We start from the raw sequence: 25,444 nt of genomic DNA on the forward strand, positions 1-25,444 counted from the left end.
TTTTTGTGTTTTCCCTCCAAGCGTGTGCGATTTCGGTATAACTGTCAAGGCTAAAATGCGGCAAATGCGGCGGTATTGTGACCTTATCGAGGGGGTATTCCGCTGCTTCATCGGGTGATGCCGCCATTCCGTACGTCAGTTCAAAAACAAAAAAGGCGGGGTTGCCCCCGCCTCTTCATTCTGATTCTAGCGCTTGAATAGCGAAAGATTAGGCAACCGTCAGGTTGTCAGCGGAGGACTTGCCGGAACGGCGGTCCTGCACGATTTCGTAGTTGATCTTCTGGCCTTCGTTGAGGCCGCGCAGACCGGCGCGCTCGACGGCGGAGATGTGGACGAAAACGTCCGCGCCGCCCTGATCAGGCTGAATGAAGCCGAAGCCCTTGGTGCCGTTGAACCACTTCACTGTTCCCGTAGCCATGGGAAACTCCTTGTAACGTCGTAAAAAGAAGGCCCGTACAGATAGGCATACGTGCCCGTTGGATCGAGATTATAGAGAGGAGATCGTGAGGAAGCGCGAACGTGTCGCACGGGTCGCAAAGTCACTCGACCGAAATATCGATAGGCCAACTTTATGATAGAATGGCCTTCATTACAAGCCATTGCCTGAAATGAATGCCGGGCCTCGCTTTCCGGACGGAGCATTATAAGGCACAAAAGGCGCAATATATGGCCGAGCCGCAAAAACTTATCGTGTTGCGGCCTATATCTTTCCGTGACCACCTCTTCCCATACATTCTGGAGAGAGAGAGATCGATTTTGATTCGCTGGTTTTGCAGCATGATCTCATACGAGAAGCGATCATGCTCTAAGAAAGGGCTTGGCAAGCATTGAAGACCCCACGCAGAGCTTCGGGATCCAAAGAAAAAGCGCCCGGGCGCCTGTCGCGCCTTGCGCGGGGCGCGAATCTGGAAGGCACGGATATCCTGTCGCAGGGGTCGATGATGATGGGCGCCTTCTGGGCGTCGCCCGTGCGCAATACGCTCATCGCGTTCGGCAGCCTGATTTTCATTCTGATCGCGGCCATTGCCTATGGCCAGCTCGCTCTCAACCGCTGGAACGTGCCGTTCTACGATGCGCTTTCGCGGCGGGATGTAAACGCCTTCCTGCATCAGCTCCTGATTTTCGTTGGCATTACCGGGACGCTTCTGGTGCTCAACGTGACGCAGACTTGGCTCAACCAGATGTTCAAGCTCAAGCTGCGCGAGGGGCTGGCGCGCGACGTGATCGGGCAATGGATGATGCCCGGCCGCGCTTTCCGTCTGTCCGGCGCGGGAGAAATCGGCGTCAACCCGGATCAACGTTTGCATGAGGATGCCAGGCATCTGGCGGAGACGACGGCGGATCTGGGCATCGGACTTTTGCAGGCAACCATCGTGCTTGCCAGCTTCATCGGCGTTCTGTGGGCGCTTTCGAGCGGCTTTGTCTTTCATGTCGCCGGCTACAATTTCACCATCCCCGGTTATATGGTCTGGGCGGCGATCATTTACGCGGCTTCCGCCTCCTGGCTTACATGGATCGTCGGGCGCAAGCTGGTGACGATCAATGCGGATCGCTACGCGCGGGAGGCGGATCTCCGTTTCTCGCTGATGCGGGTGAACGAGCATATTGATGCCATCGCGCTTGCGCGCGGCGAGGCGGATGAAAAGCGGCGGCTCGATCTCGATCTGGATGCGGTTCTTATCTCCATCCGGCGCATCGCGTATGCATTGACCAATCTGACATGGGTAATCGCCGGCTATGGGTGGTTCACCATCGTGGCGCCGATTCTCGTCGCCGCGCCGGTCTATTTCTCCGGCGGGCTTACCTTTGGCGGGCTGATGATGGCGGTGGGCGCGTTTACGCAGGTGCACACCTCGCTGCGCTGGTTCGTCGATAATTTCGGCGCCATCGCGGATTGGCGCGCGACGTTGTTGCGCGTCGCCTCGTTTCGCCAGGCGGTGGTCAGGATGGACGAGATGGGCGCACTCGGCCGGCGCATCGTCACCGAGGAGAACGAGGACAATCGGCTGACCATCGACGATCTGGAGATTGCTTCGACCGAAGGCGGGATGAAGCTGCGCGAGGCGCATGTCGAGGTGAAGCCTGGCGAGAAAGTTCTGATCATCGGCTCGCCCGGCACCGACAAGACGCTGCTTTTCCGCGCGCTGGCCGGGCTTTGGCCCTGGGGCGCGGGCAGGATCGGCCTGCCGAAGGGCGAAGAGGTCGTCTATATGCCGAGAATACCCTATTTCCCGCCGACTTCATTGCGCGAGGCGCTCGCCTATCCGCTGGATGCCAGCCGGTTTTCTGAGGACGAACTGAAGGCCGCCCTCAAGCGCGGCGGCCTCGACCGGCTCGCATCGAGCCTTGGCCGCGTGGCGCGGTGGGACCGGGTGCTGAGCGAGGACGAGCAGCAATGCCTCGCCTTTGCGCGCCTCAGCCTGATCAATCCCCGCTGGGTGGTGGTGGACGAGGCGCTCGACGGGATGGAGGAGGACGCGCTCGACCGTGTGCTCGATATCCTGCGCAACTATCTGCAGGAGGCCGCCATCATCAACATCGGCCGCCGCCTCCCGCACGACCATGTGTTTTCGCGGGTGCTGTATCTGGACAAGGATGAGGCGGGGGAGAAGTTGGAATTGCCGGGGGAGGGGTAGGGAGCAGGATGGAGAGTTGGGTGCTATACTTGTGTTCAGGTTTTCCGGCGCTGTCGTATGATCAAACCCGCCGCTGAATGAGTTTATCGCGTCTTTGCGTCGAGCGCACGCAGTTGGCGTGCAATCTCATATTGCTCTTCGCGGATGCGCGCCAATTTCTCGTCGACCTTCCGGCTCTCGCGTAATTGATACACCGCCAGCACCGCACAGATCGCAACGACAATTAACATATAACCGATCATATAGGCGAAAGGATCGCTCATTTGAGACCTCTCAACAGCCGTCTTGCCACCAAATGTAAGCCGATCCATAGGATTATGCAAATGGCGGAAATTACTTTTTGCTCCTGAATCCAGCTTAGCCCGGTCGTCAGAAGTGGCGTGACGAACCCTATGGTAACAACGATCACGCCGATCTGGCTGACCATTGTGGCCGTCAGCTTGATACGTTCATTCTCAGCCGTAGCGGCACGTTTCTTCTCGGCCTCACGTTCCTCAAAGCGCCGCTGCAGTTCCTCTCTGTCATGCTCCGGCGCCAGTACCATTGTGTTTGCCCCCTCCCAAGTCTGCCTCCCCTAAAAATAATCCTGCAGCGGCCTCACCTCGAGGCTCCCCGCCTTCAGCGCCGCTATGGCCTCAGCCACCGCCTCCGCGCCGGCGAGTGTCGTATAATACGGCACCTTCTGCATCAGCGTGGCGCGGCGGATGGATTTGGAATCCGAGACTGCCTTGGCGCTGTCGGTGGTGTTGAAGACGATGTGGACCTGGCGGTTGCGGATGGCGTCCTCGATGTGGGGGCGTCCTTCCAGGACCTTGTTGATCTTGGTCGCCTCGACGCCGTTTTCGGCGAGGAAGCGCTGGGTGCCGCCGGTGGCGAGCACCTTGAACCCGATGCCGGCCAGGCGCTTCACGGCGGGCAGGATGCCGGCCTTGTCCTCGTCGCGGACGGAGACGAACAGGGTGCCGTCGCGCGGCAGATCGACGCCCGCGCCGAGCTGCGCCTTGGCGAAGGCGAGGGCGTAATCGTAATCGAGGCCCATGACCTCGCCGGTCGAGCGCATTTCGGGTCCGAGCAGCGTATCGACGCCGGGGAAGCGAGCGAAGGGGAACACGGCTTCCTTGACCGCGATATGCGGGCGCGTCGCCAGATCCGGCTTGCCGCCATAGGCGCCGAGCGCGGCTTCGAGCGTTTCGCCGGCCATGATGCGGGCGGCGACCTTGGCGATGGGGCGGCCAATGGTCTTGGCGACGAAGGGCACCGTGCGCGAGGCGCGGGGGTTGACTTCCAGCACATAGATCGTGCCGTCCTTGATGGCGAACTGCACGTTCATCAATCCGCCGACATTGAGCGCCTTGGCGAGCGCCGCGGTCTGGCGCTCAAGTTCCGCCACCGTTTCCGGCGAAAGCGTGTGGACGGGGAGGGAGCAGGCGCTATCGCCGGAATGGATGCCGGCTTCCTCGATATGCTCCATGATGCCGGAGACATAGGTATCCTTGCCGTCGCACAGGCAATCGACATCCACTTCGATGGCTTCGGTGAGATAGGTGTCGAACAGCAGCGGGTTCTTGCCCAGAAGCGTGTTGATCTGGCCGGTCTTGTCGTTGGGATACTTCGCCTTAATATCCTCCGGCACCAGTTCCGGCACGGTGTCGAGCAGATAGCTTTGCAGGCCGCGCTCGTCATGGATGATCTGCATGGCGCGACCGCCCAGCACGTAAGAGGGGCGGACCACCAGCGGGAAGCCGAGATCGCTTGCGATCAGGCGGGACTGCTCGACCGAATAGGCGATGCCGTTCTTCGGCTGGTTGAGACCGAGTTTGACCAGAAGCTTCTGGAAGCGGTCGCGGTCTTCGGCGAGGTCGATGGCGTCGGGCGAGGTCCCGAGGATCGGGATGCCGGCCTTTTCCAGCGCGTCGGCGAGCTTCAGCGGCGTCTGGCCGCCGAACTGCACGATGACGCCAACGAGCGTGCCAGCCTCCTGTTCGGCGCGTAGGATTTCCAGCACGTCCTCCGCCGTCAGCGGCTCGAAATAGAGCCGGTCGGAGGTATCGTAGTCCGTCGAGACCGTCTCCGGGTTGCAGTTGATCATGATCGACTCGTAGCCTGCATCGCCCAGCGCGAAGGCGGCATGACAGCAGCAATAGTCGAACTCGATGCCCTGGCCGATGCGGTTGGGGCCGCCGCCGAGGATGACGACCTTTTTGCGGTCGGAGACCTGCGCTTCCGAGCGCGTCTCGCCGGCAAAGGGCGTCTCGTAGGTGGAATACATATAGGCGGTGGGGGAGGCGAATTCGGCGGCGCAGGTGTCGATGCGCTTGAATACCGGATGGACGTCGAGGCTGTTGCGCAGTTTCGCCACATCCGAAGCGTCCTGGCCGGTGAGGCTGGCGAGGCGGGCATCGGAGAAGCCCATCGCCTTCAACATGCGCAGGTTTTCCTGATCCTGCGGCAGGCCGTGCTCGCGAATGCGGGTCTCCATGTCGATGATCCCCTCGATCTGCTCAAGGAACCACGGATCGATCTTGCAGCTCTCATGCACCTGCTCAAGTGTCATACCCATGCGGATCGCTTGCGCGACCATGCGCAGCCGGTCGGGCGTCGGCGTGCCGATGGCGGCGCGGATGGCGTTCTTGTCGTCGCCGTCCTCGATGCCGGGGATGGAGATTTCGTCAAGGCCGGTAAGTCCGGTTTCGAGGCCGCGCAAGGCCTTCTGCAACGATTCCTGGAAGGTGCGGCCGATGGCCATGACCTCGCCGACCGATTTCATGGCGGTGGTGAGGATAGGCGATGCGCCGGGGAACTTCTCGAAGGCAAAGCGCGGGATCTTGGTGACGACATAATCGATTGATGGCTCGAACGATGCGGGCGTCGCGCCGCCGGTGATGTCGTTCTCCAGCTCGTCCAGCGTATAGCCGACGGCGAGCTTGGCCGCGACCTTGGCGATGGGGAAGCCGGTCGCCTTGGAGGCGAGCGCGGAGGAGCGCGAGACGCGCGGGTTCATCTCGATGACGATGAGGCGTCCGTCCTTCGGGTTGACGGCGAACTGCACGTTGGAGCCGCCGGTCTCGACGCCGATCTCGCGCAGCACCGCGATGGAGGCGTTGCGCATGATCTGATATTCCTTGTCGGTCAAGGTCAGCGCTGGGGCGACGGTGATGCTATCGCCGGTATGGACGCCCATCGGGTCGAGGTTTTCGATGGAGCAGATGATGATGCAATTATCCGCGTGATCGCGGACGACTTCCATCTCATATTCCTTCCAGCCGAGCACGGATTCCTCGATCAGGACTTCGGTGGTTGGCGAGGCGTCGAGGCCGCGCTCGATGATCTCATAGAATTCGGAGCGGTTGTAGGCGATGCCGCCGCCGGTGCCGCCCAGCGTGAAGGAGGGGCGGATGATGGCGGGCAGGCCGACATGGTCGAGCGCCTGCGCCGCCATGCTCATGGCATGGGTCATGTAGCGCTGCTTGCGATCGACTTCGCCGAGCTGCCACTCGGTCTCCAGCTTGTCGAGCGCGGTGTCGAGTTCGGCGCCTGAATATTGGGCCTTCAGCGCCTTGCGCTGCTCCTCATGCGCCTTGCGGTCCTTGTCCTTGGCTTCGGTGGCATTGGCGAGCATCGATTTGGGCGTTTCCAGCCCGATCTTGGCCATGGCCTCGCGGAACAGCGCGCGGTCCTCGGCCTTGTCGATGGCTTCGGCATTGGCGCCGATCATCTCGACATTATAGCGGTCGAGCACACCCATGCGCTTCAGCGACAGCGCGGTGTTGAGCGCGGTCTGGCCGCCCATGGTCGGCAGCAGCGCGTCCGGGCGCTCCTTGGCGATGATCTTGGCGACGACTTCCGGCGTGATCGGCTCGATATAGGTGGCGTCGGCCAGCTCCGGATCGGTCATGATCGTCGCCGGATTGGAATTGACGAGAATGATGCGGTAGCCCTCATCCTTCAGCGCCTTGCAGGCCTGGGTGCCGGAATAATCGAACTCGCATGCCTGGCCGATGACGATCGGTCCCGCGCCGATGATCAGGATCGATTTGATGTCTGTACGTTTCGGCATGGTCTTATCCCGTCGTTCGGCGCGCTGCCATGAAAGCCCGCAGGGACATGTCCCGGCGGGTTGGCAGCAGATTTCTATGAGGCTAAGGGGGCCTTATAGGCAAAGGTGCGCTGCGACGTAACCCCCAAAAACACGATTTTTCATGGTTTTATGTGGGTTTCCGCGGGCCTGACAGCCCATGCAGGGCACGTGGCGCTACAATTCTCTTGTAATGACATGTTTGTGAGTATGAACCACTATTGGTTGACCTTCATGTAGTAAAGACCAATTGTACTGACAAACCGTAGGTATAGTTTCTCATGGACAAGCGCTTTATTTGGCTGGCATTGGGATCTTTCGCCATAGGCACCGAGGGCTACGTCATATCGAGCCTTCTGCCTGACATTTCGGCCGATGTCGGGATAACGGTAGCCCATGCTGGGTTTCTCATCACCGCATTCGCACTGACCTATGCCATCAGCGCGCCGATATCGACCTCATTGGTGGCATCGGCGGATCGCCGGCACGTCATTACCGCGACGCTGGCTCTATTCGTTCTCGGCAATCTTGTCGCCGCGGCGAGTTCGTCCTTGGCCATGCTGGTCAGCGCCCGAACCCTCATGGCGCTGGCGGCGGGTCCGTTCATGGCCATGGCGCAGGCGACCGCCGTGGCGCTTGCCGGACCGAAGCGAAGGGCGAGCGCGATTGCCATCATCGCCGGCGGGACGACGGTGGCGGTGACGCTTGGCGCCCCCCTTGGCGCGCTGATCGGAAATGTGGTGGGGTGGCGGGGAACTTTCCTTACCGTCGCGGTCTTCGGGGGTATTGCCGCCCTTATCCTGTGGAGAGAACTGCCGCGCGGTCTCACGGGAGCGCGCCAGCCGCTTTCCGAAAGGCTGGCTGCGGCGGTCCAGCCCGGCATTTTCCCGGCGCTGGCGACGACTTTTCTCTTCACGGTCGGGTCCTTCGCCGTCTTCACCTATATCGCGCCGCTGGCAATGCAGGGGGCGGGACTGGACGCAACGGCGCTCCCGATCATGCTGCTTCTCTTCGGCATCGGCGCGGCGATCGGAAACTTAAGCGGCGGCTACTTTGCCGACCGTTTCGGCGTGACCCGGACTGCGCTCGTCGTCCTCGCGCTCGATGCCATCATCCTTGCGACATTCTCCGTCATCCCGCTCTTCGTGCCGCGTCCTCTCGCCGGTGTGATCCTCATCGCGGCCATGGTGCCGTGGGGCCTCATCGGCTGGGCGTTTCCACCGGCGCAGGCAAGCCACATCGTCAGCGTTGCGCCAAAACTTGCCCCGATCACACTGTCGCTCAATAATTCGGTGATGTTTCTGGGCGTTGCATTCGGCTCGCTCATGGGCAGCATGGTGCTTCAATATGGCTGGCTCGCCGAGCTTGGCTTCGTTGCGGCCATGTTTGCGCTTCTGGCGATCGTTTCGCTTCTGGTCTTCCAGCAGCCCGCGGCGCTGCGGGCCGCCAAACTGGCAAAGTCGAGTGGAAGGGGTAGCAAGACGCCGCGTCAGCAGATGACCGGAGTGATTGGGCAATAGAGTGGTTCGATGGCTTTACCGGATATATTGACCGACATACTCTTTAGGGGGCTCTGCGGAGCCGACATCGCGCTTACGCTTAATCGAGTCGCCATTGGCGTATTCTTCGCACTCTGCGGCTATCACAAGCTATTCAATGCACAGCGCCACATTTCGTTTACCGAGGAACTGAAGCGGTGCGGCATTCCCTGCGTAGGCTTTAATCAATGGTGGGTGCCGCTCGTCGAGTTCACGGCCGGCATCGCCGTCGCGATTGGATTTCTCACTCCGCTCGCCGCGCTAGGCCTGCTTGTGATCATTATCGTTGCCGTCGCGGTGACAGGCAGGCAGCGGGTCAGAATCTACAAGCCCATCGATGAAGCAGACCGGCTCGATGACTGGCTTTATCTGCCTGAAACTCTATACGCCATCATGCTGATCGTCATCATCGCGAGCGGCGCCGGGCCATATAGTCTCGATGCCGTGGTTCTGAATTTAATTCGCTAGAAGGCTGAACGGCTCTGGATACAGTTCGGCGATACGGGCGTCGACAAAACCGGCGGCGCTGCGTTGGCAGCAGCGGCGCGTGCCGGCTGGTGCAGCCTGCCGTGGATTTTCCTCTGTCATAACATGCGAATAAGGTTGTGAACGCTCTTCTTTCGCGGCATTAATCCCTGCCAAGAGCGAAATGAGAGAGGGCGGCATCCATGCGTTGGCAGGGTGGCAGGCAGAGCGACAATGTGGAGGATCTCCGCGACGAGAATGGCGGGGCGCAGGGCGGTTTTCGCCAGGGCGGCTTCGGCGGTGGCGGTGGGCTTATCGGGCCAGCCTTTCAACTTGTGCGCGGCGGCGGCATTTCCGGCATTATCATTCTGGTCGTGGCTTTCTTCGGAATGCAGGCCATCGGGCTCGATCCCATCCAGTTTCTCTTGACCGGCAATCTGGCGCCGACCCAGCAGGCCCAAGCGCCGGGGCAAAAACTGGGCGCATCGTCAGGCCCGCGCAATGACGAGATGACGCAGTTCGTGCGCACCGTGCTGGCGGAAACCGAGGATGTGTGGAGCGGCATCTTCAAGGCCAAGGGCGCGACCTATGCGCCGCCGACCACGGTGCTGTTCAGCAATCAGGTACGCTCGGCCTGCGGCTTCGCCAGCGCCGCCTCCGGGCCGTTCTACTGCCCCGGCGACCGCAAGGTCTATATCGATCTGAGCTTCTATAATGAGCTTGCCAACCGCTTCGGCGCTTCGGGCGATTTTGCGGAGGCCTACGTGCTGGCGCATGAAGTGGGCCATCACGTGCAGAATCTGCTCGGCATCCTGCCGCGCTTCAACCAGATGCGGCAATCGATGAGCCAGGACGACGCCAACAAGATGTCGGTGCGCGTCGAGTTGCAGGCGGACTGCTTCGCCGGCATCTGGGGCTATTACACCAACCAGGAAGGCATCGTCGAACAGGGCGACCTTGAAGAAGCGATCAACGCCGCTCACCAGATCGGCGACGATACGATACAGAAGCGCACCCAGGGCTATGTGGTGCCGGAGACGTTCAACCACGGCACGTCGGCGCAGCGGGCGGAGTGGTTCAGCCGGGGGTATAATAGCGGCAAGCTGGAGGCTTGCGATACGTTCAAAGGGGATATTTAACGATACGGATTTCCGTTAAACTCCTCTAAACCCGGCTCAGAATCTTGTCTCGGGCAGCGCTTGCCAAAAAAGCCGAGCGGGTCAGTCCCGAAGCGTCGGCTGCCTCATCGATTGCCTCCAGCAGGCCCGCATCTATTGAAAGGTTGGCACGAACCTGACGCCCTTTTTCGCGAACGAGGGGGATGACAACCATTATCGACCCGTTCGCAATCTGCTCTGCCGTCTCCGGGTCCTTTCGCAATTCATCAGCAGCGCGAGGCCCCGGTACATCAGGCACATCTTCGCTGTCGTAATGTTCAATCCATTCGGCGAGAGCCGAGACGGCATTGCGGATCGCCTCATCAAGCGTTTTGCCCATCGCCGCGCATCCGGGGGCGTCTGGGAACACGACGCCATATGCGCCAGCCTTTCCGTCAATCAGGGCAATATACCTGGTCGTCGTCATGGTTCATTCTCCTTGAGTCTTACCCCAACCCGCGGCCTTGGCAATCGACTGCGCCACACCTTGCGTTACGGTTCTGTGGCGGGGAACCTGGATCATTCGGTGCCCGTGCTTCGTGAAGTTTTCGTGCTCCTTGCCACCCTTGCTGGTCCAGCCTTCCGCGAGGAGACGGGCGACGATCCTGCGGCGATCGTCTTCATATTTTGGCATCCATCGTGCCCCCCGATTAATGCGTTATGCGCATAATATTGCGCAATTCGTTTGCGGTGGCCACAGTTTTTTGGAAGATGAAGATACCGGGAAAGTAAAAAGCCGGCGAGTGACGCCGGCTTTTAATTACAAACTGTTCGGGCTGCTTACGCCGCCTTTGCCCTTTCCGCCAACGGCGCCTCGCCCTTCTTCTCACGGATCAGATTGAAGAACCGCGTGAAAAGGTAGTGCGAATCCTGTGGGCCGGGGGAGGCTTCGGGGTGGTGCTGCACCGAGAAGACCGGCTTGCCGACGAGGCGCAGGCCGCAATTGGAGCCGTCGAAGAGGGAGATGTGGGTTTCGTCGACGCCCTCGGGCAGCGAGTCTGAATCGACGGCGAAACCGTGGTTCATCGAGACGATTTCCACCTTGCCCGTCGTGTGATCCTTGACCGGATGGTTGGCGCCGTGGTGGCCCTGGTGCATCTTCTGCGTCTTGCCGCCTAGCGCCAGCGCCAGCATCTGGTGGCCGAGGCAGATGCCGAAGAGCGGAATGCCCGTCTCCACGAGCTTCTTGATGGCGGGAACCGCATATTCGCCCGTCGCCGCCGGATCGCCGGGGCCGTTGGAGAGGAAGATGCCGTCCGGATTATGCGCCAGCACGTCTTCAGCCGTGGCGGTGGCGGGGAGGACCGTTACCCTCGCGCCAAGGCCGGTCATCAGCCGCAGGATGTTGCGCTTCACGCCGTAATCGATGGCGACGATGTGGTAACGCGGCGCTTCCTCGCTGGCATAGCCTTCGTTCCATACCCATGGCGTCTCGTTCCAGACGGAGGTCTGCCCGGAGGTGACTTCTTTCGCGAGGTCGAGATTGACCAGGCCGTGCCATGCGGCGGCGCGTTTTTTGAGTTCAGGCACGTCGAATTCGCCGGAGGGGTTATGCGCGATGATGGCGTTGGGGGTGCCTTTTTCGCGGATGAGCGCGGTGAGGGCACGGGTGTCGATGCCTGAGAGCGCGATGATGCCGCGGCTTTTCAGCCACTCATCGAGGCCGGCGGCGGCGCGATAATTGGAGGGTTCGGTGATATCAGCCTTGAAGATTGCGCCGACAGCGCCGGCCCGGTTCGCCGGGGTCAGATCCTCGATATCCTCGCCATTGGTTCCGATATTGCCGATATGCGGGAAGGTGAAGGTGACGATCTGTCCGGCATAGGAAGGATCGGTCAGGATTTCCTGATAACCCGTCAGCGCGGTGTTGAAGCAGACTTCCGCCTCGACCGCGCCGGTCGCGCCGACGCCCATGCCCTCGATGACCGTACCATCAGCGAGAACGAGAAGGGCGGTCGGCTTCGTCGCCGTCCAGGCTGCGGTTTTGGTGGCGGTCATCGGACACTCCTTGAAGAGGTTAAGACGCGGCAAAACACGGCAGGCCGATCAAGCCCGCCGCCCGTGTCCCAAGACAATTGTTCAGCTAGAATTTGTCCAATAAAGAAAGCGGAGGCCTTGGTCAACGCTTCCCGAAACCGATTTCAAGCTTATTATAGGCTTCAAATCAGATTCATCAGGAGAAAACCCCATGCTACGCGACGAGATCGCCCAGGCCCTCACCATGGCACAAAAAGCGCAGGACAAGCCCCGCGTCTCGACGCTGCGCCTCATCATGGCGGCGGTGAAGGACCGCGACATCGCCAATCGCGGCGCGGGCAAGGAGGCGGTTGCGGATGACGAACTGCTTTCAATTCTCGCCAAGATGATCAAGCAGCGCGAGGAATCGGCCAAGCTTTACGACGAAGGCAACCGCCCGGAACTGGCGGGGCAAGAGCGGGCGGAGATCGAGATCATTCGCGGGTTCCTGCCGAAGCAGCTCGACGAAGCCGAAATGCGCAAGGCTGTTGCAGCGGTTATCGCGGAAGCCGGCGCGAGCGGCGTGAAGGACATGGGCAAGGTTATGGGCTTGCTGAAGGAGCGTTTCGCCGGGCAGATGGATTTCAGCAAGGCGAACGGGATTGTGAAGGAATTGCTTCAGTAAAGCGGCTGATTGATAGCAGCGCCCATCGATGGCGAGAGAGCAATAATTGGGAAATGATAAGACAAGCGGATATTAAGGATGCCTCCAGCCTGGCCGCAATTGGGCTGGAGGTGTGGCTTCACACTTATCTTCACAATGGAGTGAATGCGTTTTTTGCCGATTATGCCTTGAGCCATTTTACGGCGGCCCGGTTCGGGCAACTCCTGTCGCGCCAGAATGAACATATTCTGGTTGCACAAGATACGGTCGGGATCGTTGGATTTGTCCATATATCCTCGGGAGCAAAGTCTCCCGTTGAGAATTGCTCCGATCTGGAGATTGTAACTCTCTATGTTCAGTCCCGGCACCAGCATAATGGCGTGGGACAACGATTGCTCGAAGCGGCATTGCGGCACTGTGCGTCAAGCGGGAGGCCGAACGTATGGCTTACCGTCAACGCCGAGAACGAACGGGCAATCGGCTTTTACTTGAAGAATGGCTTTGAACGCGTAGGAGAGACCCAGTTTCAGATTGGCGATCAGGCCTATCCCAATCATGTCCTCCGGTTTCGGTTTCGATAAGAATTGGGCTGCTAGGCTACTTCCTGGCCATCCTCAATCGGCTATCGCGCAGCAGGCCCTGTTCCTCCAGAACCGGGTAGGCCATGGAGGTGAGGAGGGAGTTGATCTGCTTCAAATCGCGGATGGTGTCGAGGTGGATGGTGCTCGTCTCGATGCTGCGCTCCGATCCTTCCCGCAGGCGCGAGAAATGGCGCTGGCTGGTGTCTTTTTCCATGTCGCGCAGCCGGTCCTTTTCCTGCACGAGCTGGCGGGCGGTGTGTTCGTCGCGCGAGATGAGCACGTTGAAGGCGAGGCGCGCATTGGCGAGCACGAAGGCATGGAACTGTGACAGTTCGCGCCAGCCTTCCTCGGTGAATTCCACCTTGCGGTTCATCTTCTTGCGCACCTGAGCGAGCATGTTGCGCACGATGATATCGCCGACCTGTTCCAGCTTGACGCAGGCGCCGAGCAGTTCCTGCGTGCGCAGGGCCTCGTAGTCGCTCAAATTACTTGTGGCGAGGCGGGAGAGATAGAGCTTTATCGCCGCGTGGCGACGGTCGACGCGGTCATCGAGGGCTGCGAGTTCCTTGATGCGGGCCTGATCGGGCTTTTCGTAGAGATCCATGATCCGCTGCAGCATGAGTTCCACGGTCTCACAGACGCGCACCACCTCGCGCGTCGCGTTGGCGAGCGCCAGGGATGGCGTATCGAGAACGCTCGGATCGAGCGCGCTGACCTCCTGCGCGGCCAGGGGCTGTTGCTCGCCCTGCGGCGTGTTGAGGCTGACCAGCGCCTCGGTGGCGCGCAGCACCAGCCCTGAAAGCGGGATGCCGGCGAGGAGGATAAGGACATTGAATAGGATATGCGCGTTGACGATCTGGTCGACCGAGGTGCTGCCAAGCAGGCTTAGCGGGGGCTGGAAAGTGAGAAACAACAATAGGGCGACCAGCGAGCCCGCGCCGCGCATCAAGAGATTGCCGAGCGGTACGACACGGGTCTTGGGCGGGGCGTTGCGGGTGAGGATGGGCGCGATGATGGAGGAGCCGAGATTAACCCCCAGTACCATGACGAGGCCCAGTTCGGGCTGGATGAACCCGCGCGAGGCGAAGCTGGTCAGAAGAATGACGGCGGCGATGCTGGAATGGAACAGCCATGTGACGAGCGCCGCCAGCAGATAGGCGGTGATCGGGTCGCTCGAGAGATAGCTGACGATAACCGGCAGGAGCTGGCTGTGACGGAGCGGCTCGGTCGCCTGCCCAATCATTTCGAGCGAGAGGATGAGGAGACCGATACCCACCAGAATGCGGCCGTTCTGGCGCCAGTCGCGGCGTTCCGTCGTCATGAATATGATTGTGCCGGCGAGAATGCAGATCGGCACGAGCAGGGTGAGATCGTAATTGAGGATCTTGACGACCAGCGCCGAGCCGACTTCGGCGCCGCGCACGGCCATCAGCCCGGTGACGCCGCCGACGAAGCCCGAGCCGACGAAGGAGCCGACAAGCAGCGTGACGGCGGTGGAGCTTTGCAAGGCAATTGCCAAGGCTGCGCCGAAGCTCACCGCGAGCACCGGCCGCTTCACCACGCTGCGCAGACGCTGGCGCAGTTCGCTGCCATAGGTCCGCTCCACGCCCGTGCGTACCATGCGCGTCGCCCACAGGAGCAGGGCTACGGCTCCGGCCAGATGCAGCAAGACGACAGAGCCATTCAAGAGATCACGTCCTTCCGGTCAAGAATTGTCATTAAAAAGATCAAGCAAGCGTAGCGCAAAAGTGGATAATATATTCCATCAATTCAGGGTTTTGCTTAAAAACATATTCCTGCATTCAAATTTCGGAAATCTCCTGCTTCCTCAATGACAAATTTATGACGGCAGGCATATATGGCAATGGGTGGGGATAAGCCGAACTCTGTGTTTGGCCATTATTCCCGTCCGGCCTATGATATAAGATGGCCTTGAGGCCACAGGTTCCCCCAGAGTACATGAAATGCGTTTTCCGCCTTCCTTTCTCGACGAGATACGCGACCGCGTTCCGATCTCGAATTTGATCGGAACGCGGGTTTCGTTCGACCGCAAGAAGACCAACGCCGCCAAGGGCGATTTCTGGGCGTGCTGTCCGTTCCATGGCGAGAAGACGCCGAGCTTTCACTGCGAGGATCGCAAGGGCCGATACCATTGCTTCGGCTGCGGCGTGACGGGCGATCATTTCAAGTTCCTGACAGATCTGGAGGGGCTGAATTTTCCCGAAGCGGTGCAGCGTGTCGCCGATATGGCCGGGGTGCCGATGCCGGCGCGCGACGCGGAGGCGGAAAAGCGCGAGGCGCAGCGGGCCACGCTGCATGACGTGATGGACATGGCGGCGGGGTTCTTCGAGCAGCAATTGCAGGCGGCAGCCGGTGCCAAGGCCCGCGCGTATTTGCGTGAGCGGGGCCTGTCGGCGGCGACGCAGCAGGCCTTTCGCCTGGGCTATGCGCCGGAAAGCCGCAATGCGCTGAAGGAGCATCTGGCGCTCAAGGGCGTGACGCGGGAGCAGATGGAGGCTTGCGGGCTCGTGGTGCATGGCGAGGGCATTGCCGTTTCCTATGACCGCTTTCGCGACCGCGTCATGTTTCCAATCGAGGATTTGCGCGGGCGCGTCATTGCGTTTGGCGGGCGGGCGCTGTCGCCGGATGTGCCTGCCAAATATCTGAATTCCCCCGAGACCGAACTCTTTCACAAGGGGCAGATGCTTTATAATGCGCTGCGCGCCCGCAAGGCCTGCCAGCCGCAGGGCGGCGATCCGGCCAAGGCGGTGATCGCGGTTGAAGGCTATATGGATGTCATCGCATTGGCGCAGGCGGGCATTGGGCAAGTGGTGGCGCCGATGGGCACGGCGTTGACCGAGGATCAGCTCGACCTTCTTTGGCGGATAAGCCCGGAGCCGGTGCTTTGTTTCGACGGCGACCAGGCGGGGGTGCGGGCGGCGCATCGCGCGGTCGATCTGGGGTTGCCGGCGCTCAAACCCGGCAGGTCGCTGCGCTTCGCGCTGTTGCCTGAAGGCAAGGACCCGGACGATCTGGTCAAGGCGGATGGGCCGCAGGCGTTCCATGCGGTGCTCAGGGATGCGCGTCCGCTCGCCGACATGCTGTGGACGCGCGAGACATCCGGCGGCGTGTTCGATACGCCGGAGCGGCGCGCGGAGCTGGAAGCGCGGATGCGTGAGATCACGTCACGCATCGGTGACGAAAATGTGCGGCGGCATTATGCGCAGGAAATGCGCGACCGCGCGCAACAGTTCTTCGGCCAGGCGCGGCAACGCAATCAGATGGGCAACCAGCGCGGCAATAACCGCAATGGTTATGGGCAAGGGGCCGTTGGACAAGGCGGATATGGCCAGCGGGGCAGGGGGGCGCCGGGGCGGCTTGGTGTTTCCGATAGTCTGGCTCGCTCGTCGTTGGTGAAAAGCGCCTCGTCCACTTCGATGCCTCCGTTGCGCGAAACGGCGATCCTGCTGATGCTGCTCAACCATCCCCGGCTGATCGACGAGGATTTCGAGGCGATGGCGGCCCTTGATCTGCAACACCCTTTATTGCGGCGGTTGCATCTGGCGATGCTGGACGCGATGGCGGAAGCGAATTTGCAGGATGGAACGGAAATGCGCGAGGCGTTGCGCATCGCGGGCCATGGCGAGACGATCGAGACGCTGGAATTGATCGTGCGGCGCGCCCGCGTCTGGACGGCGACGGATAGGGCGGCGGAAGAGGATGCGCGGGAAGCGCTCAAACAGGCCGTTCACTTGCATCAACGGGCAAGAGTTCTACATAAGGAGCTGAGAGCGGTGGAAGCCGCGCTCATGGACGATGAAACGGGCGAAGTTTTCGGGCGTCTCCTCGATATCCAGAACGAAATCCGCAAGGCGGAGGCAACCGAAGCGCTGATCGAGGGTTTCGGAATTCCGTCGGGGCGGCCAGCCGGCGGCTTCTGATTCGATTCGGCTTTCTGCTCGATAAAATGATTCGCTTTTTTTAGGCGAATCAGATGACTCGCTCTTGACGAGCGGCCAAAATGACGGAATCAGGACGCTTTAATCATTGGGTAAAAACAAAAAGCTGGCAAGGCTTAAGCCGCCTTTCCGCGAAATTGCCCAAAAAAGGGTGGCTCGCCGCCCAAATAGATAAAAACCTGCGCGGCCGGAAACAGGGTTAATCGGCTATTAACAGGAAGCAGCTACTCGCTGATCACACGGGTGATGTGCGAAGCCGTCCGCACGCTCTACTTTTTCAAGACAAAGCGATCCAAGATCGCCTGGAGAAAAGCATATGGCAACGAAGGTGAAGGAAAACGAAGAGGCTGAAGTCGAGCGCGAAGGCGCAACCGATGGGCCGCTTCTCGACCTTTCTGACGACGCTGTCAAGAAGATGATCAAGGTCGCCAAGAAGCGCGGCTATGTCACGATGGATGAGCTCAACGCCGTTCTTCCCTCCGAGGAAGTGACCTCCGAGCAGATCGAAGACACGATGGCGATGCTCTCCGACATGGGCATCAATGTCGTGGAGGATGACGAGCGCGACGCCGACGCCGAAGAGAGCGACGACGACGAGCCGGAGGGCGGCGAACTGGTCGAGGCGACCGGCACTGCCGTTGCACCGACGACGACCAAGAAAGAGCCGACAGACCGTACCGATGATCCCGTGCGCATGTATCTGCGCGAGATGGGCTCGGTGGAGCTTCTGTCGCGCGAGGGCGAAATCGCCATCGCCAAGCGCATCGAGGCAGGTCGCGAGACGATGATCGCGGGCCTGTGCGAGAGCCCGCTCACCTTCCAGGCCATTATCATCTGGCGCGAAGACCTGAACGAGTCGAAAATACTGCTTCGCGAGATCATCGATTTGGAGACCACCTATGCCGGGCCGGAAGCCAAGCAGGCGCCGGTTGTCGAGCGGGTCGAGGAGGAAAAGCCGCGTACCGACGAAAAGCCGCGCCGGGGCGGCCGCGATGATGATGACATCACCAATGTCGGCGGCGAAATGCCGATCGAGGAAGAGGACGACGAAGACGACGAGGCTAATCTGTCGCTTGCAGCGATGGAGGCGGAGCTGCGTCCGCAGGTCATGGAAACGCTCGACCTCATCGCCGATACCTACAAGAAGCTGCGCAAGCTGCAGGATCAGCAGGTTGAGGGCCGTCTCGCTGCATCGGGCGAGCTTTCGACAAGCCAGGAGCGCCGCTACAAGGAGCTGAAGGACCAGCTCATCACAGCGGTAAAATCGCTTTCGCTCAACCAGAACCGCATCGAGGCGCTGGTCGCGCAGCTCTACGACATCAACAAGCGCCTGGTGCAGAACGAGGGCAAGCTGTTGCGTCTCGCCGAATCCTATGGCGTGCGCCGCGAAGAGTTCCTGCGAGAGTATCAGGGCAGTGAGCTTGATCCGAACTGGGTTGAAAGAATCGCAGTGCTGACAACGCGCGGCTGGAAGGAATTCGCCAAGAACGAGGTGAAGGGGATCCACAATCTGCGCGCCGAGATCCAGAACCTGGCGCAGGAGACGGCGATTTCCATCGGCGAGTTCCGCCGCATCGTCAATCAGGTGCAGAAGGGCGAGCGCGAGGCGGCCATCGCCAAGAAGGAGATGGTGGAGGCAAATCTGCGTCTCGTCATCTCCATCGCCAAGAAATACACCAATCGCGGGCTGCAGTTCCTCGATCTCATCCAGGAAGGCAATATCGGCCTGATGAAGGCGGTGGACAAGTTCGAATACCGTCGCGGCTACAAGTTCTCGACCTATGCGACCTGGTGGATCAGGCAGGCGATCACCCGTTCGATCGCCGATCAGGCCCGCACGATCCGCATTCCGGTGCATATGATCGAGACGATCAACAAGATCGTGCGCACCTCGCGCCAGATGCTGCACGAGATTGGCCGCGAGCCGACGCCGGAGGAACTGGCGGAAAAGCTCGCCATGCCGCTGGAGAAGGTGCGTAAGGTTCTGAAGATCGCCAAGGAGCCGATCAGCCTTGAAACGCCTGTCGGTGACGAGGAAGACTCGCACCTCGGCGATTTCATCGAGGACAAGAACGCGCTTCTGCCGATCGATGCCGCCATCCAGGCGAACTTGCGCGATACGACGACGCGGGTGCTCGCCTCGCTGACGCCGCGCGAGGAGCGTGTGCTACGTATGCGCTTCGGCATCGGCATGAACACCGATCACACGCTGGAGGAAGTCGGCCAGCAGTTCTCGGTCACGCGCGAGCGTATCCGCCAGATCGAGGCGAAGGCGCTGCGCAAGCTCAAGCATCCGAGCCGCTCGCGCAAGCTGCGCTCGTTCCTGGATAGCTAAGAGGCAAGCATGTCCTTTCTCAAGCGGCTTTTCGGTGGTGGCGGCGCGGCTGGTGAGGCGGCGGCGCAAGCCGTCACGGCCAAGGAAATCGAGCACAACGGTTTCACCATCCGCGCCACGCCCTATAATGAGGGCGGGCAGTATCAGGTGTGCGGCGTCATATCGAAACAGGTGGACGGCGCGGTGAAGGAACACAGGTTCATCCGCGCCGACAAGTTCGCCAGCCTCGACGATGCGGTCGACATCAGCCTTGCCAAGGGACGGCAGATCATCAACGAACAGGGCGAAAGCCTTTTCGGGTGATTTGATGGCCGCCGCGTGACCGGTGCACACGGCGGTTCCAAACTTGCGCTCAGGGCCGTTCGCAGACGAAGGCCACGATTCTGCGCACCATGGGCAGGATCATGAGCAGAACTGGAAAGGCTATGAGCCAGGATATGCCCCAGGCGGACATCCAGTTCGGCGCCAGATCGGGATGACCGAGACCTAAGCTTTTCGCGGTGGAAATCAGCGAGACCACGAAGGTCATCATGATTGAAAGAATGAAGGGCATCACAACGGATGCGTAACGCGCGGGAAGCTTCCAGCGGCGCGAATTGACGGAATATTGCATTTGCAAACCCTGAAATATGCGGGAACGCTTGAGGCGAAAGCAACCGCTTTCATGCGTCGTCTTCATGTGACGTCATGGGCCACCGCCAACCGTTCCCGGCCGTTGATGCGTTGCTTGACGTTAGACGCTTACGATCATTGAGATGATGGCGAGCGTGTAGCGCAACGGTATTGGGTTTTCAATATGAACGACAAACCATTCTGGCAGGTAAAAACACTCGAACAGCTGACGAAGGCCGAGTGGGAGAGCCTTTGCGACGGCTGCGGCCAATGCTGTCTGCACAAGCTGCAAGACGAGGATACGGACGAGATCTACTGGACAAGCGTCGCCTGCACATTGCTCGACGCGGAAACATGCCAGTGCTCCGATTATCCGGGACGCAAGAAAAAGGTGCCGGACTGCGTTTTCCTGACACCGGAAATCATCCGCGAGGCCGACTGGCTGCCAAAGACCTGCGCCTATCGGCTGGTGAACGAAGGAAGCGGCCTTTATTGGTGGCATCCGCTCATATCGGGCAATCCGGAGACGGTGCACGAGGCGGGCATTTCCGTGCGCGGCAAGGTCACCGCGTTCGACCATGACATGGAAAGCGACGACGATTACCTGGAGCATATGACGGGGGTGAATTAGAGGCGGTTTAGGGTTCCTGTTTTGACGGAATCGCGAGGCACCCCCCTCTGGCCTGCCGGCCATCTCCCCCACAAGGAGGGAGATTGGCTGACGCGATCCTCCGCTTTCATTCTGCAACATCAGCGATTGGTTCCCGCCCGTTGATGAAGGCGTAATCTCCCTCCTTGTGGGGGAGATGCCCGGCAGGGCAGAGGGGGGTGCCTCGCACAAGCGCTATAATGGCCGCATGAACGCAAAATGAACGGGCAGTTCGCTGTTTATTCAGCTTCGGCGGGATAATTTCCGTTCAGTGCCGGCAAGCCAAAGTGCCGGCCGAACTGAAGTCTGAAAGGAATTTCCCATGTCTCGTATTTCCTTGAAAAGCCTCGCCGTGACCGCTGGCCTCGGCCTTGCCGTTGCGTTTTCGGCTGGAGCAGCGGCCAATGCCGCGCCTGCCGTGCCGGCTGCGCCCGCAGTGGCCACCAGCGGAGCGAAGTTTATCCAGGTCGATCATCGCTGGGGCCATCATGGCTATCGCCCGGCTCGCGCCTGCAGCGCCGACCATGCCGCCCTGAAGGCGGAACGCATGGGCTTTCGCCGCGTCAGCGTCAATGTGCGCCGCGATACCATCCGCGTGAGCGGCTGGCGCAAGGGCTTCCGCTCCAGCGTGCTCTTCGCCCGCGCTCCAGGATGCCCGGTCATCCGCTGATTTTTAGTCGAGATGGAACATCGGCTAATGAAAAGGGCGCCTCGCGGCGCCCTTTTTGATTCGAGGCAATACGGATGTATTACTTCAGCTCGAAGGTGACGTTCACGTTCACATTATAGCTGTTCTCGCCCGACGCGACCGGCACGGCATCGGACTGCGGCGCGGCCATCTTCATTTCGGCGCGGGCGAAAGGCATCGGGCGCGGGCGGAAGGACTGCTCGTTGATCTCGATCACGCGACCGAGGCCGACACCGGCGGCATCCGTCAGCGTCTTGGCCTTGGCGATGGCGTCGGCCATGGCGCGCTTGCGCGCTTCGTTGATGACGGCGGCGGGATTGTCGTTGGTGAAGCTCAGATTGCCGCCCTGGTTGACGCCCAGCGAGACCGACTGGTCGAGGATCGCGCCGACCTTGTCGAGATCGCGCACGCGCACGGTGAGCGAATTGGTGACGGAGTAGCCGTTGATCTTCGGCTCCTTCAGGCCATTCTTGTCATCAGGATAGACATAGCGCGGCTGGATGTTGATGCCTGCGGTCTGGAGATCGCGATCCTCGATGCCGGCTTCCTTCATGGCCGCGAGCACCTTGGCCATGGCCTCGTTGTTGGCGGTCATGGCCTCGCGGGCAGTATCGGCCTCGCGCAGCACATTGAGCGTGAGGATGGCCATGTCGGGCGCAGCCTGCGCCTCGCCTTCGCCGGTCACGGTGATCTTCGGCACGATCTTGCCCATATCGGCCTCCTGAGCATTTGCCGGAAGGGATGCGGCCGCAAAAAGCGCCGCGGCGAAAAGCGTCGTACCCAAAAATCCTGATGTTGCCTTGTTGATCATGAAAAAGCTCTCCGAATCGAAAAAATGTCCCAACGGCTCAACATCATAGGCGAATATGTGCGCAATAGGGCAGGGGAGGTGTTCAGGACGCTTGTTTCAGGACAAGGTTTAGGCTAGAGCGTTTTGAAGCCGGATGGAACAGCGCGAACTAATCAGAGCGCTACCGATCCCGGCAAATGAGGGTGGGGCCTGTAGCTCAATTGGTTAGAGCCGGCGGCTCATAACCGCTTGGTTGGGGGTTCGAGTCCCTCCGGGCCCACCAAATTATTCTTCGAATAAATTCGGCGATTCGGTCGATGAATGCGATCTGTAAGATAAAAAAGTCCAAGCAAAGTATTGGCTAATAAATTTCCAAGGGCGAAGCCGTAAATTCCCCAAAAAACCACGAATGAAGTGCCCGCCCAATGGGGGAAGTATTTGATGATAACATAGGTTTCCAGCCCGTAATAAACGAACCCCATCAGATAAAGAGTAAGCGATAAAAATGCCAAATAGCCAAACAGGAACGAGAGGAAACGACGACGTGATAGCTTTTCCGGTTCGGTTCTATATGGATCTCGCAACGTAACCGGTGATGAACCTGGCATGATTTCATTCATTTCTTCGCCGCCGAACGTAGCAACCGCGGCCAATGCCGCAACGAAAAAACCAGTAAGAATGCTCAGTAGATCGCTTGATCGACCCAGAATGTCCATCTTCGCGGCCGCGTCTCGGAAATCAGAAGACAGCGTAGGAAGAAGAAAAAAACAAGCAAATACAATCGGAAAAACCAGATCAAATTTGGTTTTCTCGGGATGGCGTATCAAGAGATATTTGAGAGGTACAAAGAGCCTCCACATCAACTCACCAGCAGCTTTCTCATTTCCTCGATTATTTCGTCGCTTATTTTTTCACTAATGTCAGCAAGGGGCGTCGTAAATTTGACCTCTGCCGTCCGAATGAAGAATGCCTCACCTGCGTCCATTTTTGTAGTGTCGATTTTTGCACTCTGTGGTTTTGTGCTCGAAGGATCTTTCCATCGAACCCGCATGCTACTGTAACCTTGACCGTTTGCCCATGCTTTCACTTTTTCCACGACGGTGAGGGCTTCTCCGTCAGGCAATTTTCCGGAGATTGAAAGGTTCAAATTTCGTCTGGCAGTTTTGATAAATATGGCTTCATCGAACCCGAAATCCTGCTCGACATAATCAATCAGTTCGATGTGAAGAAGTCTCCCCTCTTGCAAGGAATCCTTCAACTGTTGGGAAGCGTGACCGTGTAACTCAACCATTGGCCGGGTCTTAATATTTTTCTTGTCATCTCGCTTAAATGAGAACTCATGATCGTCACAAATGGCCTTAAACTGTGAACGAAAGAAGTTTTGTACCAGTGTACGTCCGAAACCGGTCACATCCTCCATCACCATCCGATAGAGATGACTACCAGGCTTCGTTGGCGCGGTATGCAGCAGAACATGGACTGATAGTCCTCCTACCTCATCTTCCTTCTTCTCAAAGATTCGAACCCCACCGGTCTTAATGTTGGTAACGCCAGCATCGGCTTTTTCGCGGTCTCCGAGGCAAAGCAGCAGGCTAGCTGCGGTCGAGCCATCACCCAGCTTAATGTCTTTCATCTCCATAAGACGGATGATGCGGCGTCCTGCATCGATTTCTTCAACCGCTATACTATTACCACATCGCTTCTTTAATTCAGGTAGAAGATCGTTCAAATCGATTGGGGGTGCATCACTAGGATATGGAGCCATGGAAAAATCGAAGTAGAGGACAAAGCGTTGGTTGCGTTGCAGCATTTACTAAACCCTAGAATCAGCCTTCACAAAGGTCATACACGCTCAATATATCAATATAAGAGTCAAGTTTTATCGCCATCAAAAGCTGCATTGCTGCGCCACCTTAACCTATTTTTCCACTCCCCCATCTCCCCCTCCTAACCCACCTTCCCAACAACAACACCGCCACCACCGCCAGCCCCAGAAACAGCCCCGTCCAAATCCCCGCGCCGCCATACCCCGCCCGAAACGCCAGCCAGGCGCCCAGCGGCATCCCTACGCCCCAATAACCAATCGCCGCGTAGATCATCGGCATCGTCGTATCATGCAGGCCGCGGAGGTTGCCGCTGCCGACTGCTTGCGCGCCGTCGGCGATCTGGAAGAGGGCGGCGAAGGCGAGGAAGGTTACGGCGAGGCGGACCACCTCTTCGTTGCGGGGGTCGTGGATATCGATGAAGCCGGAGATGAGGAGGCGGGGGGCGAGCAGCATTACCAGCGCCGTCAGCGTCATGAAGCCGACGCCCAGCATGTAGGCGGTCCAGCCGGTGCGGCGGATGCCTTCCGGGTCGTTTGCGCCGAAGAAGCGGCCGACGCGGACGGTTGCGGCCTGGCCGAAGCCGAGCGGCACCATGAAGGCGATTGCGCTGATCTGGATGGCGATGGCGTGGGCAGCCAGAGACGATGCGCCTATGAGGCCCATCAGCAGGGCCGCGCCGTTGAAGAGCGCCACTTCGAAGACGACGATGGCCGCAATCGGCAGCCCCAGCCGCACGATCTGGGAGAGACGCTGCCAGTCGGCGCGCCAGAACCTTCCGAAGAGCCGGTAGCGGCGGAACTGCTTTTCCCTCAACACGACGATGGCGAGGCCTGTAAACATCAGCACGTTGGAGAGCGTCGTGGCGAGACCCGAGCCGACGACGCCCAGCGCCGGGAAGCCGAGCTTGCCGAACATCAGGCACCAGTCGGCAAGCGCATTGAAGGCGACGGCGAAGACGACCACGATGGTGGCCCAGCCCGGCCGCTCGAAGGCGGTGACGAAGGAGCGCAGCACGATATAGCCATAGAAGGGCAGGATGCTCCATTGCAGCGCGTGCATGTAGCGCCCCGCTTCACGGGCGAGTTCGGGCCTCTGTCCCATCAGCAGCAAAATCTCCTCGGTGTGCCAGAGGATGAGCCAGAGCGGCAGAGAGATGATGAGCGCCAGCCAAAGGCCCTGGCGGACCGTGCGCCTCACCTCGCGCACGGAATGGCGGTTGGTGCCCAGCTCCTTGGCGAGCATGGGGGAGGTGGCGAGCACCAGCCCCATGCCGAAGAACATCGGCGTGAAATAAAGGTTGGAGCCCAGCGCGCCGGCGGCGAGCGTATCGGGGCTGAGCCAGCCCATCATCATCACGTCGGTGGCGGTCATCGCCGTCTGCGCGAGGTTGGTGAGGATGATCGGCCATGCCAGCGCCAGCATGGCGCGCGCCTCTTCCCAATAGGAATCGACCTTGAGCAAGCGCGTTTCGGTAAGGGTGGCCATTTGAATTCAACCGCAAAAAGCCCGTTGA

At 59.8% G+C, this 25,444-nt stretch carries 24 protein-coding genes and 1 tRNA gene; 12 read left to right on the forward strand and 13 right to left on the reverse strand.

Annotation, left to right across the window (positions count from 1 at the left end; translation table 11 throughout):
• Positions 1–208: 208 nt before the first annotated feature.
• On the reverse strand, positions 209–418 hold the full coding sequence (locus C7477_RS15850) for a cold-shock protein (RefSeq protein ID WP_068882330.1): 210 nt from the start codon (positions 416–418) through the stop codon (positions 209–211).
• Positions 419–827: 409 nt separating this feature from the next.
• Here C7477_RS15850 and C7477_RS15860 point away from each other — a divergent pair, with 409 nt between their 5' ends.
• On the forward strand, positions 828–2,636 hold the full coding sequence (locus C7477_RS15860) for an ABC transporter ATP-binding protein/permease (protein WP_425373581.1): 1,809 nt from the start codon (positions 828–830) through the stop codon (positions 2,634–2,636).
• An 83-nt stretch (positions 2,637–2,719) separates the two neighbouring features.
• On the opposite strand, the gene C7477_RS15865 is transcribed toward C7477_RS15860, so the two are convergent.
• From C7477_RS15865 to carB, 3 genes are read right to left on the reverse strand one after another with little or no spacing between them, the layout of a single operon-like run.
• Positions 2,720–2,899 carry a hypothetical protein gene (locus C7477_RS15865; RefSeq protein ID WP_110753912.1) on the reverse strand — a complete coding sequence of 60 codons (180 nt, stop codon included), beginning with the start codon at positions 2,897–2,899 and terminating at the stop codon, positions 2,720–2,722.
• On the reverse strand, positions 2,896–3,180 hold the full coding sequence (locus C7477_RS15870) for a hypothetical protein (protein WP_110753914.1): 285 nt from the start codon (positions 3,178–3,180) through the stop codon (positions 2,896–2,898). Before C7477_RS15870 ends, C7477_RS15865 begins: the two co-directional genes overlap by 4 nt.
• 30 nt (positions 3,181–3,210) lie before the next feature.
• Complete coding sequence (gene carB, locus C7477_RS15875; RefSeq protein WP_110753916.1) at positions 3,211–6,693, reverse strand: carbamoyl-phosphate synthase large subunit; 3,483 nt, start codon at positions 6,691–6,693, stop codon at positions 3,211–3,213.
• A gap of 299 nt (positions 6,694–6,992) precedes the next feature.
• On the opposite strand from carB, the gene C7477_RS15880 reads away from it, so the two are divergent.
• From C7477_RS15880 to ypfJ, 3 genes are all read left to right on the forward strand, one after another.
• The gene (locus tag C7477_RS15880) at positions 6,993–8,231 is read left to right on the forward strand and encodes an MFS transporter (RefSeq protein WP_110753918.1); all 1,239 of its coding nucleotides are present in this window, start codon (positions 6,993–6,995) and stop codon (positions 8,229–8,231) included.
• Positions 8,232–8,240: 9 nt separating this feature from the next.
• Entirely contained in the window at positions 8,241–8,717 is a 477-nt protein-coding gene (locus C7477_RS15885) for a DoxX family protein (protein ID WP_110753920.1), read from the forward strand.
• A 200-nt stretch (positions 8,718–8,917) separates the two neighbouring features.
• Positions 8,918–9,853 (forward strand): KPN_02809 family neutral zinc metallopeptidase, encoded by a 936-nt coding sequence (gene ypfJ, locus C7477_RS15890; protein ID WP_110753922.1) that lies wholly within the window; start codon positions 8,918–8,920, stop codon positions 9,851–9,853.
• Positions 9,854–9,878: 25 nt separating this feature from the next.
• Here ypfJ and C7477_RS15895 read toward each other — a convergent pair whose 3' ends face one another.
• The 3 genes from C7477_RS15895 to carA form a co-directional block, all read right to left on the reverse strand.
• Entirely contained in the window at positions 9,879–10,298 is a 420-nt protein-coding gene (locus C7477_RS15895) for a type II toxin-antitoxin system HicB family antitoxin (protein ID WP_110753924.1), read from the reverse strand.
• Positions 10,299–10,301: 3 nt separating this feature from the next.
• The gene (locus C7477_RS15900; RefSeq protein ID WP_110753926.1) at positions 10,302–10,505 is read right to left on the reverse strand and encodes a hypothetical protein; all 204 of its coding nucleotides are present in this window, start codon (positions 10,503–10,505) and stop codon (positions 10,302–10,304) included.
• 146 nt (positions 10,506–10,651) lie between these two features.
• Positions 10,652–11,869, reverse strand: coding sequence for a glutamine-hydrolyzing carbamoyl-phosphate synthase small subunit (carA, locus tag C7477_RS15905; RefSeq protein WP_110753928.1), 1,218 nt, complete (start codon positions 11,867–11,869; stop codon positions 10,652–10,654).
• 190 nt (positions 11,870–12,059) lie between these two features.
• Between carA and C7477_RS15910 the strand changes: the two genes are divergently transcribed.
• Positions 12,060–12,512 (forward strand): GatB/YqeY domain-containing protein, encoded by a 453-nt coding sequence (locus C7477_RS15910; RefSeq protein WP_110753929.1) that lies wholly within the window; start codon positions 12,060–12,062, stop codon positions 12,510–12,512.
• Here the strand turns inward: C7477_RS15910 and C7477_RS19280 are convergent.
• Positions 12,506–12,781: a hypothetical protein gene (locus C7477_RS19280; protein WP_245411869.1), complete on the reverse strand. Its 276-nt coding sequence runs from the start codon at positions 12,779–12,781 to the stop codon at positions 12,506–12,508. The genes C7477_RS15910 and C7477_RS19280 overlap by 7 nt on opposite strands.
• Between C7477_RS19280 and C7477_RS15915 the strand changes: the two genes are divergently transcribed.
• Positions 12,680–13,072 carry a GNAT family N-acetyltransferase gene (locus C7477_RS15915; RefSeq protein WP_245411868.1) on the forward strand — a complete coding sequence of 131 codons (393 nt, stop codon included), beginning with the start codon at positions 12,680–12,682 and terminating at the stop codon, positions 13,070–13,072. The two genes, C7477_RS19280 and C7477_RS15915, sit on opposite strands and share 102 nt — an antisense overlap.
• A gap of 16 nt (positions 13,073–13,088) precedes the next feature.
• Here C7477_RS15915 and C7477_RS15920 read toward each other — a convergent pair whose 3' ends face one another.
• The gene (locus C7477_RS15920) at positions 13,089–14,759 is read right to left on the reverse strand and encodes a Na/Pi cotransporter family protein (RefSeq protein ID WP_110753933.1); all 1,671 of its coding nucleotides are present in this window, start codon (positions 14,757–14,759) and stop codon (positions 13,089–13,091) included.
• Between the two features lie 277 nt (positions 14,760–15,036).
• On the opposite strand from C7477_RS15920, the gene dnaG reads away from it, so the two are divergent.
• The 3 genes from dnaG to C7477_RS15935 all read left to right on the forward strand — a co-directional run bounded on the left by dnaG (position 15,037) and on the right by C7477_RS15935 (position 19,669).
• Positions 15,037–17,013, forward strand: coding sequence for a DNA primase (dnaG, locus tag C7477_RS15925; protein WP_110753935.1), 1,977 nt, complete (start codon positions 15,037–15,039; stop codon positions 17,011–17,013).
• A gap of 334 nt (positions 17,014–17,347) precedes the next feature.
• A complete protein-coding gene (gene rpoD / locus C7477_RS15930) occupies positions 17,348–19,366 on the forward strand; it encodes an RNA polymerase sigma factor RpoD (protein WP_110753937.1) in 2,019 nt (672 codons plus the stop codon).
• Between the two features lie 9 nt (positions 19,367–19,375).
• Complete coding sequence (locus C7477_RS15935; protein ID WP_110753939.1) at positions 19,376–19,669, forward strand: HlyU family transcriptional regulator; 294 nt, start codon at positions 19,376–19,378, stop codon at positions 19,667–19,669.
• Positions 19,670–19,718: 49 nt separating this feature from the next.
• On the opposite strand, the gene C7477_RS15940 is transcribed toward C7477_RS15935, so the two are convergent.
• Positions 19,719–19,979: a DUF2798 domain-containing protein gene (locus C7477_RS15940; protein WP_110753988.1), complete on the reverse strand. Its 261-nt coding sequence runs from the start codon at positions 19,977–19,979 to the stop codon at positions 19,719–19,721.
• Positions 19,980–20,162: 183 nt separating this feature from the next.
• Between C7477_RS15940 and C7477_RS15945 the strand changes: the two genes are divergently transcribed.
• Positions 20,163–20,609: a YcgN family cysteine cluster protein gene (locus tag C7477_RS15945; protein ID WP_110753941.1), complete on the forward strand. Its 447-nt coding sequence runs from the start codon at positions 20,163–20,165 to the stop codon at positions 20,607–20,609.
• Between the two features lie 340 nt (positions 20,610–20,949).
• The gene (locus tag C7477_RS15955; RefSeq protein ID WP_110753943.1) at positions 20,950–21,297 is read left to right on the forward strand and encodes an antifreeze protein; all 348 of its coding nucleotides are present in this window, start codon (positions 20,950–20,952) and stop codon (positions 21,295–21,297) included.
• A 79-nt stretch (positions 21,298–21,376) separates the two neighbouring features.
• Here C7477_RS15955 and C7477_RS15960 read toward each other — a convergent pair whose 3' ends face one another.
• On the reverse strand, positions 21,377–22,123 hold the full coding sequence (locus C7477_RS15960; RefSeq protein WP_425373585.1) for an SIMPL domain-containing protein: 747 nt from the start codon (positions 22,121–22,123) through the stop codon (positions 21,377–21,379).
• 188 nt (positions 22,124–22,311) lie between these two features.
• Here C7477_RS15960 and C7477_RS15965 point away from each other — a divergent pair.
• Positions 22,312–22,388, forward strand: a tRNA-Ile gene (locus C7477_RS15965).
• A gap of 576 nt (positions 22,389–22,964) precedes the next feature.
• Here C7477_RS15965 and C7477_RS15970 read toward each other — a convergent pair.
• Together C7477_RS15970 and C7477_RS15975 are read right to left on the reverse strand one after the other, a co-directional pair.
• Entirely contained in the window at positions 22,965–23,915 is a 951-nt protein-coding gene (locus tag C7477_RS15970; RefSeq protein ID WP_146226112.1) for a hypothetical protein, read from the reverse strand.
• 103 nt (positions 23,916–24,018) lie between these two features.
• Positions 24,019–25,416 carry an MATE family efflux transporter gene (locus tag C7477_RS15975; RefSeq protein ID WP_425373582.1) on the reverse strand — a complete coding sequence of 466 codons (1,398 nt, stop codon included), beginning with the start codon at positions 25,414–25,416 and terminating at the stop codon, positions 24,019–24,021.
• Positions 25,417–25,444 lie beyond the last annotated feature (28 nt).

Origin of the sequence: Paramesorhizobium leguminum (assembly GCF_003217235.1) — a bacterium.
Taxonomy (GTDB): Bacteria; Pseudomonadota; Alphaproteobacteria; order Rhizobiales; family Rhizobiaceae; genus Paramesorhizobium; species Paramesorhizobium leguminum.